This window comes from Caulobacter segnis (assembly GCF_031454995.1).
GTDB classification, from domain to species: domain Bacteria; phylum Pseudomonadota; class Alphaproteobacteria; order Caulobacterales; family Caulobacteraceae; genus Caulobacter; species Caulobacter segnis_E.
Genome location: NZ_JAVDRV010000007.1, coordinates 1 through 12,680, shown reverse-complemented (window position 1 = coordinate 12,680; position 12,680 = coordinate 1). Strand labels below are relative to the sequence as shown.

The 12,680-nt window shown below is 68.1% G+C and carries 11 protein-coding genes, 1 tRNA gene and 1 pseudogene; 8 read left to right on the top strand and 5 right to left on the bottom strand.

The window, feature by feature from the left end; genetic code table 11:
• Nucleotides 1–13: 13 nt before the first annotated feature.
• Nucleotides 14–1,405 (bottom strand): cysteine--tRNA ligase, encoded by a 1,392-nt coding sequence (gene cysS, locus J2728_RS18865; protein WP_310001632.1) that lies wholly within the window; start codon nucleotides 1,403–1,405, stop codon nucleotides 14–16.
• Nucleotides 1,406–1,605: 200 nt separating this feature from the next.
• Between cysS and folE the strand changes: the two genes are divergently transcribed.
• Nucleotides 1,606–2,235: a GTP cyclohydrolase I FolE gene (gene folE / locus J2728_RS18860; RefSeq protein ID WP_310001630.1), complete on the top strand. Its 630-nt coding sequence runs from the start codon at nucleotides 1,606–1,608 to the stop codon at nucleotides 2,233–2,235.
• Nucleotides 2,236–2,369: 134 nt separating this feature from the next.
• Here folE and J2728_RS18855 read toward each other — a convergent pair whose 3' ends face one another.
• On the bottom strand, nucleotides 2,370–3,254 hold the full coding sequence (locus J2728_RS18855) for a DUF817 domain-containing protein (RefSeq protein WP_310001627.1): 885 nt from the start codon (nucleotides 3,252–3,254) through the stop codon (nucleotides 2,370–2,372).
• A 62-nt stretch (nucleotides 3,255–3,316) separates the two neighbouring features.
• Between J2728_RS18855 and hisI the strand changes: the two genes are divergently transcribed.
• Together hisI and J2728_RS18845 are read left to right on the top strand one after the other, a co-directional pair.
• Entirely contained in the window at nucleotides 3,317–3,736 is a 420-nt protein-coding gene (hisI, locus tag J2728_RS18850; protein WP_310001625.1) for a phosphoribosyl-AMP cyclohydrolase, read from the top strand.
• Complete coding sequence (locus J2728_RS18845; protein WP_310001623.1) at nucleotides 3,723–4,349, top strand: LysE family translocator; 627 nt, start codon at nucleotides 3,723–3,725, stop codon at nucleotides 4,347–4,349. Before hisI ends, J2728_RS18845 begins: the two co-directional genes overlap by 14 nt.
• Before the next feature lie 160 nt (nucleotides 4,350–4,509).
• On the opposite strand, the gene J2728_RS18840 is transcribed toward J2728_RS18845, so the two are convergent.
• Together J2728_RS18840 and J2728_RS18835 are read right to left on the bottom strand one after the other, a co-directional pair.
• Nucleotides 4,510–6,213 carry an alkaline phosphatase D family protein gene (locus J2728_RS18840; RefSeq protein ID WP_310001621.1) on the bottom strand — a complete coding sequence of 568 codons (1,704 nt, stop codon included), beginning with the start codon at nucleotides 6,211–6,213 and terminating at the stop codon, nucleotides 4,510–4,512.
• A gap of 104 nt (nucleotides 6,214–6,317) precedes the next feature.
• The gene (locus J2728_RS18835; protein ID WP_310001620.1) at nucleotides 6,318–8,807 is read right to left on the bottom strand and encodes a TonB-dependent receptor; all 2,490 of its coding nucleotides are present in this window, start codon (nucleotides 8,805–8,807) and stop codon (nucleotides 6,318–6,320) included.
• 93 nt (nucleotides 8,808–8,900) lie between these two features.
• Here J2728_RS18835 and J2728_RS18830 point away from each other — a divergent pair, with 93 nt between their 5' ends.
• From J2728_RS18830 to J2728_RS18810, 5 genes are all read left to right on the top strand, one after another.
• Nucleotides 8,901–9,923: an RluA family pseudouridine synthase gene (locus J2728_RS18830; RefSeq protein ID WP_310001619.1), complete on the top strand. Its 1,023-nt coding sequence runs from the start codon at nucleotides 8,901–8,903 to the stop codon at nucleotides 9,921–9,923.
• Nucleotides 9,924–10,029: 106 nt separating this feature from the next.
• Entirely contained in the window at nucleotides 10,030–10,713 is a 684-nt protein-coding gene (locus J2728_RS18825; protein ID WP_310001617.1) for a hypothetical protein, read from the top strand.
• A 154-nt stretch (nucleotides 10,714–10,867) separates the two neighbouring features.
• Nucleotides 10,868–11,710 carry an MBL fold metallo-hydrolase gene (locus tag J2728_RS18820; protein WP_310001615.1) on the top strand — a complete coding sequence of 281 codons (843 nt, stop codon included), beginning with the start codon at nucleotides 10,868–10,870 and terminating at the stop codon, nucleotides 11,708–11,710.
• Between the two features lie 77 nt (nucleotides 11,711–11,787).
• Nucleotides 11,788–12,207 carry a PaaI family thioesterase gene (locus tag J2728_RS18815; protein ID WP_310001613.1) on the top strand — a complete coding sequence of 140 codons (420 nt, stop codon included), beginning with the start codon at nucleotides 11,788–11,790 and terminating at the stop codon, nucleotides 12,205–12,207.
• Nucleotides 12,208–12,310: 103 nt separating this feature from the next.
• Nucleotides 12,311–12,400 (top strand) — tRNA-Ser (locus J2728_RS18810).
• An 89-nt stretch (nucleotides 12,401–12,489) separates the two neighbouring features.
• Here the strand turns inward: J2728_RS18810 and J2728_RS18805 are convergent.
• Nucleotides 12,490–12,680: pseudogene (locus J2728_RS18805) on the bottom strand (hypothetical protein); the annotation flags it as partial.

Here is a 12,680-nt window from a genome sequence, read left to right as displayed (position 1 = left end):
CGATACCTAAGCCCTAGTCCTTCATCCGCCAGGTCGCGCCCGACGGGCCGTCCATGACCACGACGCCCAGGGCGTCCAGCTCGGCGCGGATCGCGTCGGCGGCGGTCCAGTCCTTGGCGGCCCGCGCGGCGACGCGTTGCGCCAACAGGTCCTCGACCTTGGCCTTCAGCTCGTCGGAGGCGTCGCCCTCGAACCAGCTGTCCGGATCGGCCTGGAGGAAGCCCAGCAGCGCGCCGGCCTCCAGCAGACGGGCCTTGTTGGCGGCGATGGCGACGGTGTCGCCGGCCGTCACGGCCTTCTCGATCAGGCTCGACACCTCGAAGAAGGCCGAGGTCGCCAGCGGCGTGTTCAGGTCGTCCATCAGGGCTGCGATCACTTCGGCCGGGGCCTCCATGGCCTGGTCCATCGGCACGTCCTTGGCGCGGCGCAGGGCGCCGTACAGGCGGTCCAGCGACTTCTTGCTCTGCTCCAGCAGCTCCGGCGTCCAATCCAGCGGCTGGCGGTAGTGGGCCGACAGCAGCGCCCAGCGGATCACCTCGCCCGGAACCGTCTTCAAGAGCTCGTGCGGGATGATCACGTTGCCCAGGCTCTTGGACATCTTCTCCCCGCCCATGTCGAGGAAGCCGTTGTGCATCCAGTAGTTGGCCAGCACCGACGTCTTGTGGGCGCAGCGGCTCTGGGCGACCTCGTTCTCGTGGTGCGGAAAGGTCAGGTCGATACCGCCGGCGTGGATGTCGATCGTCTTGCCCAGCGCCTTGTCGATCATGGCCGAGCATTCGATGTGCCAGCCCGGACGGCCCGCGCCCCAGGGGCTTTCCCACTCGGGCTCGTTTTCCTTGGAAGGCTTCCACAGCACGAAGTCGGCCGGGTGGCGCTTGTAGGGGGCGACCTCGACGCGGGCGCCGGCGATCATCTCGTCCAGCGGCCGGCCCGACAGCTGGCCGTAGTCGGCGAAGCTCTGGGTGTCGAACAGCACGTGGCCCTCGGCGGCGTAGGCGCTGCCGTTGTCGACCAGCTGGCCGATCATCTCAAGGATGGCGTCGATGTGTTCGGTCGCCTTGGGCTCGAGGTCCGGCCGCAGGGCGCCCAAGGCGTCGGCGTCCTGGTGATAGGCCGCGAGGTACCGCTCGGTGATCACGCTGATCGGCACGCCCTCGTCGGCGGCCTTCTTGTTGATCTTGTCGTCCACGTCCGTGACGTTGCGGGCGTAGACCACCGCGTCCTCGCCATAGAGGTGGCGCAGCACGCGATACAGCACGTCGAACACCACCACCGGCCGGAAGTTGCCGATGTGGGCGTGGTTGTAGACCGTGGGTCCGCAGACATACATCGTCACCCGCTTGGGATCGGCGGGGACGAAGTCGCGCTTCTCGCGCGCCAGGGTGTCGTGGATCTTCAGGGTCATCGGGTCGCAGTGCTGTGACGTAAGGAGAGGTTGCTCCGGGACGGAGCCGGCTCCATATATCCTTCGGATACGGATTGGGCCACGCCCAACGATACGTCCGTCGTGACGCTTCGACCGTAGCTGTGAAACGGGTGGCACGCGTCATTCCAGGACGACCGGCGTCCTGGCGCAACTCAGCCCGTGGAAAGAACCCTCCTGACATGGACGCCCTAGCCCGCGAGCGAACCCTGATCGGCAGCGATCTTGATCTTGAACCCGCCGAGCGCCCCTCCCGCGAGGAAGCCATGGCCGCCGTCCGGACCCTCCTGGCCTGGGCCGGCGACAATCCGGAACGCGAGGGCCTGATCGATACGCCCAAGCGCGTGGTCGACGCATTCGAGGAATGGTTCGCCGGCTACCAGGGCGATCCGGCCAAGGAGCTGTCGCGCACCTTCGAGGACGTGCAGGGCTATGACGACATGGTCATGCTGCGCGGCATCGACGTGCAGAGCCACTGCGAGCACCACATGGCGCCGTTCCTGGGCAAGGCCTGGGTCGCCTACATGCCGACCGGCAAGGTCGTGGGCCTGTCCAAGCTGGCGCGCCTGGTCGAGATCTTCGCCAAGCGTCTCCAGACCCAGGAGACCATGACCATGCAGATCGCCGACGCCATCGAGGATCACCTCTCGGCCGCCGGCGTGGCCGTGCTGATCGACGCCGAGCACCAGTGCATGAGCACCCGCGGCGTCCACCACCACGACGTCTCGACCATCACCACCCAGTTCCGCGGCGTGTTCAAGACCGACAAGGTCCTGCAGCAGCGGTTCATGGATCTGGTGACGCGGAAGTAGAGGCGTCGGAAATCCTCCCCCTAGCGGGGGAGGTGGTCGCGAAGCGACCGGAGGGGGAAGCTCTGCCGAGCTTGCCGCTTCCCTCTCCGTCGGCTTTGCCGACACCTCTCCCACGGGGAGAGGATTTGAAGCCCCTAAGCCGCCGCCCGAGCCCCCTCGCGGATACCCGCGACGCGGGCCTCCACCGGGCGGTGGACCAGGGTCACCAAGACAAAGCTGATCAGCATCAGTAGGTACCAGGCGCCCATCTTCTCGATCGGCACCATGCGCCAGCCCGCCGCCTGGCTGGGATAGATCCAGGCTCCGGCGAAGGTGCCGAGGTTCTCGGCGAACCAGATGAACAGCGACACCAGGAGCGCGCCCATCAGCATCGGCATACGCCGCGGCGTCTCGTCGGGCGTGAACAGGAACCAGGTCCTGCCGAACAGCAGCGCCGACAGGGCGAACAGGCCCAGGCGGATGTCGGTCACGTAGTGGTGGGTGAAGAAGTTCGCATAGATCAGCACCGCCAGGACGTGGGTGGTCCAAAGCGGCGGGTAGCGCACGAAGGTCACGTCGAAAAGCCGCCAGATGCGGGCGATGTAGCTGCCCACGCAGGCGTACATGAAGCCGGTGAACAGCGGCACGCCGCCGATACGCAGCAGACTGGGCTCGGGATAGATCCACGAGCCATGGGCGGTCTTGAACAGCTCCATGACCGTGCCGACGACGTGGAAGATGAAGATGACCAGCGCCTCGTCCCAGCGCTCCAGCTTCAGCGCCAGCAGCAGGGCCTGGATGGCGACCGAGGCGACGACCAGAAAGTCGTAGCGAGCCAGTGGCGCGTGTTCGGGCCAGAAGAGCTTGGTCCCGACCAGCAGGGCCAGCATCAGGCCGCCGAACAGGCACGCCCAGGCCTGCTTCAGCCCGAACAGCAGGAACTCGTAGGCGTAGCCGCGCCAGCGCGAACGCCGCGCCCAGGGCCTGGCCCAGACGTCCAGCGCCGCCACCCCGCCCTTGATGCGATCCTTCAGGTTCATCCGACTCCCCGCGAGCGCCGGGACGCTAGCGCGCACCCGGCTCCTGCGCCATATGTCGGCCCATGAGCACGCCCCTCTTCCCGACCGCCCCCGACAAGCACGCCCTGGAGCGCGGAGCCGAGCTTTCGCCGCGCTTCAACGCCGACGGCCTGGTCGTGGCGGTGGCGCAGCATGCCGACACCGGCGAGATCCTGATGCTGGCCTGGATGAACGACGAGGCGCTGAAGCTGACGGTCGAAACCCGCATCGCCCACTATTTCAGCCGGTCGCGCAACGAACTCTGGAAGAAGGGCGAGACCAGCGGCCAACTGCAGGACGTCGTCGAGCTTCGGGTCGACTGCGACCAGGACGCGGTGCTGCTGAAGGTGCGTCCGCGCGGCGACGGCGGCGCCTGCCACGTCGGCTTCCGCTCGTGTTTCTACCGCGTTCTGGAGGACGGCAAGCTGGTCGAGCGGGACGCGCCCTTGCATGACCACGACTGAGGCCCTCGTCGCCTTCGCCCTGGCGGCGGGCCTTCTGACCCTGACGCCGGGATTGGACACCGCGCTCGTCATCCGCACGGCGGCCGCCGAGGGGCCCCGTCGCGCGGCCGGCGCGGCGATCGGGATCGGTCTCGGCTGCCTGATCTGGGGCGCGGCGGCGTCCTTCGGCGTCGGCGCGCTGCTCACCGCTTCGGAGATGGCCTACACCGCGCTGAAATGGATCGGCGCGGCCTATCTGGCCTGGACCGGGATCCGCATGATCCTGAAACCCCGCGACCGGTTCGAGCCCGGCGAGATGAGGCCCGTCGACGCCGGCCCGCTCACCGCCTTGCGCCGGGGCCTGCTGACCAACCTGCTCAATCCGAAGGTCGGGGTCTTCTACGTCTCGTTCCTGCCCCAGTTCATGCCGCCGGGCGTCGACCCGGCGCGCTTTGGCCTGCTGCTGACGTCGATCCACGTCGCCGAGGGCCTGCTGTGGTTCGCCGCCCTGATCGCCGCGACCGTGCCGATCGCCGGCCTGCTGCGCGTCCCGGTCGTGGTGCGGTGGCTCGACCGGGTGACCGGCTGCGTCTTCGTGGCGTTCGGCCTGAGGCTGGCGCTGGAGCGGCGGTGAGGAACATCTCTCCTCCCCATTAGGGGGAGGTGGATCGCCGCGAATACGCGGCGAGACGGAGGGGGTCCGCGAAGCGGTGGTGAGGTCACCATCGCACAGGGCCCCTCCACCGGCGTTCGCCGGTCCCCCTCCCCCAATGGGGGAGGAAGAACAAGAAGCCCTACCCCTCCTTCAGCGCCTCGACCCCGCCGTCCGTCGCCGGGGTCACGACGAAGCGTTTCAGCACGCTGGTCTCGTACTTCGGATCCAGGATCGTCGAGACCGTCATCAGCTCGCCGGTCGCCTTGCCGTGCTCCAGGGTCAGCAGAACGAAACCCTTGGCGCTGCCGTGGCTGTAGCGGACTTCCTTGTTGCGCTGGACGAAGGCCTCGCCGATCGGGGCGCCGGGCAGGATGTCGCCATAGCCCGGCGAGGTGATCGAGGTCGCGCCGAACTCGGCCGCCACGCGCTTGTCGCCCGCGTCGTTCCACAGCTCGTTGACCCAGAACATGTGACTGTCGCCAGCCAGCACGATCGGCCGGGCCTTGGCGGCGGTGAAGATGTCGTAGACCCGCTGGCGATCGGCCGGATAGCCGTCCCAGGCGTCCAGGTTCGACGGGATGTCATAGGCCGACATCGCCACCGCCCGGGCCACGGGCTCCTTGGCGTAGTCGGGCAGCTGGGCGAACAGGGCGGCGAACTTCTCGTCTCCCATCGTGGTCTTCAGGTTGGGCGTGGCGACGCGGGCCATGACGACCTGATTGCCCAGCACCTGCCAGGCCGTGCCCGCCTTGACCGAGGCCTGGACCTGACCGGCCAACCACCGCTCCTGATCCACGCCCATCATCCGGCGCGACGGATCCTTCCACTTGGCCACGAAGGCCGCGACATCGGGCTTGCCGTCGACGATCGGCATGTCGGTCCCGTAGTCCAGCGCCGCCGTGCGCCCCGTCAGTCGGGTCTCGGTCATCAACAGCGTGGCCACGTCGCCGAACTGGAAGCCGCGCCAAGCGGCCTCGGGCAGGGCCCCGGAGGCGACCTCGCGGATCGGCATCCACTCGTAATAGGCCTTGAGCGCCGCGGCCTTGCGCGTGGCCCAGTCCCCCTCGTTGGGCTGATGGTTCTCGGCCCCGCCGATCCAGCTGTCGTTGGCGGTCTCGTGGTCGTCCCAGACGACGATCCACGGCGCGCGGGCGTGGGCCGCCTGTAGCATCGGGTCGGTCTTGTACTGGGCGTGGCGCTGGCGGTAGTCGGCCAGGGTGACGATCTCGTGCGGCGGCAGCGGGCTGCGCCCCTTGGCCGTCGGCGAGTTCATGCCGTAGTCGCCCGGAGCGGCGCCGTACTCGTAGATGTAGTCGCCCAGGTGCAGGACCGCGTCGACGCGGGCCAGCTTGGCGATCGCGTCGTAGGCGTTGAAATATCCGTTCGGATAGAGGCTGCACGAGGTCACCGCCAGGACGACGTCCTTGACCGCCCCGGTCGGCAGGGTGCGCGTGCGCCCGACCACCGCCTCGCCCACCGCCTCGCCCGCGCGGCTGGCGCGGAACCGGTAGTGGTACGCCGTCCCCGGCTTCAGCCCCGTGACGTCGATCTTGACCGTGTGGTCGCGGGCGGCGTCAGTGGTGGCGTGACCCTGGCGGACGATCGTCTTGAAATCCGGATCGGTCGCCACGTCCCAACGCACGCCCACCGGCAGCTTGGCGTCCGGCGCGGTCACCCGCGTCCACAAGATCACGCGGTCCTGGAGCGGATCGCCCGAGGCGACGCCGTGCTCGAAGCGGACAGGCCCCTCGTGCAGGCCCTTGACGGTGGCGGCGGCGGCCTCGCCGGCGGCGGCGCCGGAGAGGCCAAGAAGGCCCAACACCTTGCGGCGGTCGATGGTCATGATGCGCTCTCCCCCAGATACGGAACGAGACAACGGAAAGAGGATGCTGTCGAGCAGCCGCTATCGCCCCTCCCCGCTTCCGCGGAGAGGGGCGATAGCGCTTTCTAGTGACGGAACGTGACGCCCACGCCCATGAAGCGCGGCTTGCCGGCGATGAAGGTCGGGATGCCGAAGCTGTCGCCCGTGTTGCCCGCGTCCTTCAGGTAGCTGACATCGCCCAGGTTCTCGACGAAGGCCTCGACCTTCCAGCGGTCGTCGACCGCGCCGAAGCCCACGCGGACGTTCAGCAGGCCATAGGCCTTCTGGAACTCGTCAACCTTGGTGTCGGGGAACAGGCCCGACGACTGCAGGTCGCTACGGTCGTTGTCGTCGTCGAAGAACATCTTCGAACGCCAGGTGTAGGTCGGGGTGAAGGTGACCTTGCCGCCCAGGGCCTCGCGGCTGAACGCGGCGCCGACCGAGAAGGTCTGGTCGGGCGACAGGCGGAAGCGATTGCCCTCGCGCAGGCCGCTCTCCAGGCGGGCGTGGTTGTAGGCGTAGGTCCCGAACAGCGTCCAGTAGTCGCCGGCCTGCAGGCGGGCCTCGCCCTCGAAGCCGTAGGCCTTGGCCTTGCCGGCGTTCAGGGTCACGACCTGCGCGCCCTGGCGGAAGCTGGTGGCGAAGTTGTCGTAGTCGTAGCGGAAGACCGCGCCCGACAGGTACAGGCGCCCGTCCAGGATCTTGCCCTTGGCGCCGGCCTCGTAGCTGTCGACCACCTCGGAGTCGACCACGTTGAAACGGGCCGCGCCCAGCGGCGTCGACGGCGCGCTCGACGAGATCACGTCGGGACGACGGCCCCGGGCGTAGGACGCGTAGAGGCTGAGGTTGTCGGCCGGGGCGTAACGGCCGACCAGACGCCAGGTAAGGCCGTTGTCGTCGATCGACTTGGAGAAGGTGTCGCCGTTGTTCGCCGTTGGCTGGGCGATCAGCCCCACGGTCGGCAGAAGCGGATTGTTCACCGCGTTGGGCTGGGCGGCCAGGAACAGATTGGTCGCCGTCGGCGCGGCCAACAGGATGCCCAGGATCGAGCGGCCGTTCTGGACGTTCGAGCGATAGGCCGCCCAACGGTCTTCGCTGGTGTAGCGAATGCCGGCGGTGATCTCGAGCTTGTCGGTCAGCTTGAACGTGCCGTCGGCATAGACGTCATAGGCGGTGTTCTCGCCGTAGTTGGCGAATTCCTCGCGATGGATCGGCTTCAGGTTCGAGACGATGCCCGGCGCGATCGACGACGGGATGCCAAACCCCAGCTGCAGCACCTGCGCCAGATAGGCGGGGTTGGTCAGCACGGCCTGCGGCTGCGGGTTCGGCCGGCTGATGCCCAGCGGCGTGTTGCCGGCCAGCAGGGCCAGCACGAGACGTTCGTCATACTGTCCAGGAATCCGCCACGAGCCGGTCTCGTGGAAGTAGTTGGCGCCGACGAAGCCCGAGAACCGGCCGCCGGCGTCATAGCGCAGGCGCAGCTCCTGGCTCTGCTGACGGCCTTGCGCGTCCTCGGCGAAGGTCAGGATGGGCAAGGACGAACCGTCCGGATCGAACACCTCGACCGAGTGGAAGGCGCGGCTGGCGGTGATCGACGAAAGCGTCAGGCTGTCGCTGATCTTGTACTCGGCCAGCGCCGTGACGCCGTAGACCTTGCGCTCCAAGCCCAGCGGCGCGCCGCCCTCGAAACCCGCGCCCGGGGCCAGGGTGGCGGCCGACGAGACGCCGGTATCGCCCAAGGCTTGGCCCGTAACCGGATTGGTCGGGTTGAAGGTGTGGCTCTTGAACGAGGTCCCGCTCGTGGAGTCTTCCTGGTAGTTGCCGATCAGGTCCAGCGTCAGCGGACCCGGCTCCAGGTGGTAGGCCATGCGCACGGCCTTGGTGTTTGTCGAGTTGTAGGCGTCGCCGCCGGCCGCGTCGTCGACATATCCGTCGTTCTGGCGGGCGCGGGCGGCGATCCGCAGCGCGCTGCCGTCACCGAACGCGAAGTTGACCATGCCCTCGCCGACGAAATAGCCGCCGGTGCCGCCCTCGGCCCTCAGCAGCCAGTCGTTCTTGGCGGGGTTGGCTTTATTCTGCACCAGGTTCACCGCGCCGATCAGAGCGCCGCGCCCGAACAGGGTCGATTGCGGGCCCTTGGCGACCTCGACCCGCTCCATGTCGAACAGCTCGACGTACGAGCCTCGCGAGCGCGAGATCGGCACGCCGTCCTGATAGATCGACACCCGCGTCTCGTCGGTGGCCGAACCGGAGTCGGAGGTGATGCCGCGCATCACGAAGCCGGAGTTGTTGTTCGACTGGTTCTGAACCAGGAAGCCCGGGGTGAAGGCCGACAGCTCGTCGAACGCCTTGACGCCGATGGCCTCGAGGAACTTGCCGGAATAGGCGGTCACCGCGACCGGCACCTCGACCGGGTCCTGGGCGCGCTTCTGAGCGGTGATGACGACCTCGCCCAGGCGGGTGTCCTGATCATCGGCCGCCGAGGCCGCGGGCGCGTCGGCGGCGAAGGCCGGCGCGGCGGCGACCAGCGCCAAAAGGCTGGCGGTCAACAGCGTGGTGGTGCGGAAGGCGCTCATCGACTATCCCCCTGAATGCGAAACTCGATCTGGCCCGTAGGCATGGCGCGTGTCGTTGGTGCGACGGACATATGAAGGAGCGATGAAACCCAGGTGACGCGCGCGGAAGACAGGGTGGACGACGACGTTCTCGACGACGACGCATCCGACGAGGGCGGCGAGGTCCTCACGGCCGTGCTGCCGCCGGATCTTGTCGGCCAGCGATTGGACAAGGCGCTGGCGGCGCTGCTTCCGGACCTGTCGCGCGCGCGGCTTCAGGCGCTGATCGCCGGAGGGCGCCTGTCGATGGACGGCCAGCCCGTCGCCGACGCGTCGCGCAAGGCCAGGGCCGGGACCTATGCCCTGCTCGTGCCGCCCCCGATCCCCGCCGATCCGGAACCCGAGGCCATCCCGCTCGTCGTCCTTTACGAGGACGAGCACCTGATCGTGGTCGACAAGGCGGCCGGCATGGCGGCCCACCCCGCGCCTGGAAGCCTGACGGGCACCCTGGTCAACGCCCTGCTGCACCACTGCGGCGACAGCCTGTCGGGCGTCGGCGGCGTCGCCCGGCCCGGTATCGTCCATCGCCTCGACAAGGACACGTCCGGCGTCATGGTCGCCGCCAAGAGCGACGCGGCGCACAAGGGACTGTCAGCCCTGTTCTCCACCCACGACATCGACCGGCTCTATATAGCGCTCACCCGCGGGGCGCCCTCGCCGCCCTCCGGGACGATCACCACGCGGCTGGGCCGCTCGCCCGGCGATCGCAAGAAAATGGCGGTGCTGCGCTCGGGGGGGCGAGAAGCGATCACCCACTATCGCGTCGAAGCCGCCTTCGGACCTCGGGACAAGCCCTTGGCCGCCCGCGTCGCTTGCCGGCTCGAGACTGGCCGCACGCATCAAATCCGCGTCCATATGGCCAGCAAGGGCAGCCCGTGCCTGGGCGATCCCGTCTATGGCGCGGGACAACCGGCGACCGCCGTGCGCGAGGCGATCCAAGCGGCGGGCTTGAAGCGCCAGGCGCTACATGCGGCGGTCCTGGGGTTCGTTCATCCGATCACCGGAGAGACCCTGCGCTTCGAAACACCGCTCCCCTCGGAAATGGCGGCGCTCCAGAAAGCCCTCGAAGCGCTCTGACGCTCCAGGCCCGGACCGGGCCGAGCTTGCGTCGCCGCAACAAAAGCGCCCTAATTGCGCTGGCTTGGCGCTCTAACGTGGTAGCGCGTCATTCCGGAGCTTCGTCATGCGGCGTCTTATCGCGGCCCTCGCCGTCAGCCTTTCCGCCGCCGCGCCCGCCTTCGCCGCGCCGATCGGCGACGACGAGGTGATCGCCACGGCTCAAGCCAAGCCCACGCCCGAGGCGCTGAAGGCGGCCGCCCAGGCCGCGCCGGCGGCCGTCCCCACGCCCGCGCCCGCGCGCCCGCTGACGACCCAGGAACAGATCGCCGCCTTCCTCGCCGAGACCCCCGCCCCTCGCTATGACGACGGCCCGCGCGGTCTGCTGCCCGCCGACCGCGACGAGGACGGCAAGCGCAAGGTCCACGGGTCCATGGGCGTCTCGGTCGGCACCGGCGGCTATCGCAGCGTCTATGCTTCCGGGCTGTTCCCGGTCGGCGAGAGCACGACGGTCGGCGTCGCCGTCTCCAAGACCGACTTTGGCAAGCACGGCGGCTTCTACGCCGATCCCTATTATGGCGGCGGCTATGGCTACGGCGGATACGGCTATGGCGGATACGGCTACGGCCGCCTGCATGGCGGCTCGCAACAGTCGATCGCCCTGTCGGTGATGACCGGACGCTCGGGCAAGGCCGACGACACGCCCGAAGGCTGCGCCCCGGGTTTCCGCGCCGGCGGCCGCTATGTCGAACCGCTCTGGGTCGAGAGCATGCGGGACGGCGCCCGCCCCTGCGACGCGTCGTCGCGCTAAGACCCAATTTGGGTTCTATTATCTCGATGAACAGTATTTATCGGTTCTCGGAAGCGCTTCCGTCGTCTCGGATACGTTTTTTCAAGGGTTGCCGTTCGCTGATGTTTAACGGCTTGGCGGTCAAAGTGACCGCCTCGGGGCTAGGGCTTACGGAATGCAGCCGGAAATCATCGCTTATCGCCATCCCGCGACAGGGACGGTGACCTACCTCATCATCGACCCCGCGACATTCCTCTGCGCCATTGTCGATCCCGTGCTGGATTTCGATCCCGAAACCGAAGCGGTCGACACCGGATTCGTCGACAAGATCATCGCCGACATCCGGGCGCGCGACCTCGGCCCGACCTGGATTCTCGAGACCAGCGTGCATACCGGCCACCTGTCGGCCGCGGGCCACGTGAAATATGAGACTGGGGCCTCGATCTGCATCGGCGCGCGCGTCGTCGAGAGCCTCAAACGCCTGGCGCCGGCGCTCGGCGAGGAGGGCGTCGACCTCGAGGGCTGGGACTTCGACAAGCTGGCCAAGCATGGCGAGTCCCTGCCCATGGGCGGCCTCAAGATCACCGCCCTGGCGCTCGAAAGCCGTCTGCCGGGCGCGGTCGCCTACCGCGTCGCGGACGCGATCTTCACGGGCGATGTGCTGCTGGCCCCCTCGGAAGGTTCCGGCCGTTGCGACGCGCCCGGCGCCGACGCCGGCAAGACCTTCGACGACGCCCGCAAGATTCTCAGCCTTCCGCCCCAGACCCGCGTGATGCCGGGCGTCTGCGCCGCCCTGCCTTGCGAGTCGACGGTGGCCCAGGAAAAGGCCTCGAACATCCAGCTGAACGACACCGTCGACCGGCTGAACTTCATCGCCATGCGCACCACCGCGGACGCCCTGCTGCCGGAGTCCGCGGTGGCGGGTCCGGCCTTGCGGGTGGCCGTCCGGGCGGGGCGCCTTCCACCAGATCTTGGCTCGGGGGGCCGCTTCGCCCCGGTCGACCTGGCCAAGCTCTAGCCATAAGTTTTCTTTCGCAATTGACTTGAATCCAGCCGCGGCCGCATAGGTTTTCGAGACCTTCGCGGAGTTCGCCCATGGCCGAGGATTTCAGCGCCGCCCTGACCGCCGCCCAGGCGGGCAGCCTGCCCGACCTTCTGGGCCTTCAATGGCTGGAGGCGACGCACGGCCATGTGAAGGGCCGGTTCGACGTCGACAAGCGCCACATGGCGCCCAATGGCTTCCTGCACGCCGCCAGCGTCATCGCCCTGGCGGACTCGGCCTGTGGCTATGGTTGCATGACCTCCCTGCCGGAAGGCGGAACCAGCTTCACGACCATCGAGCTGAAGTCGAACTTCCTCGGTACGGCCCGCGAAGGCGGCGTGTCGGTGGAGGCCAAGCTGGTCCATGGCGGCCGCAACACCCAGGTCTGGGACGCCGTCGTGAGCCATGAAACGACCGGCAAGACCATCGCCCTTTTCCGCTGCACCCAGATGGTTTTGCGACCAAAAGTCTGAGGCGAAAAAAGCCGGAGAGAGGGGGTTGCTTCCCGACGACGACGCCGCTAGTTATCGCGCCCTCGACCTCGGGACCCCCAAAAGCTCCCGAAATTACACCTGTGGAGAGGTGGCAGAGTGGTCGAATGTACCGCACTCGAAATGCGGCGTGCCTGGAAGGGCACCGTGGGTTCGAATCCCACCCTCTCCGCCACTCCCCTTCAAAACTGACAGCGCCCAGCGCGACCGAACGTTCGGGCGTGATCGTCTCGACGCCAGTTCGGCCGTGGCCCGTCTAGGGGTCTAGGCGCCCGGCGCGCCGATAGCGCGGCGAAGAACCTTGGCCACGCGCTCCGCGTCTGTTCCGATGATCAGGTGCGTGACGCCGCCGTGGAGGGTGACACATCCTCTGGCGCCGGCGTTGGCGAGGGCGGGTTCGTCGAGGTTGGCGGGTTTTTGCAGGAGCAGGCGCAGACGGCTGGAGCTGGCGGAGA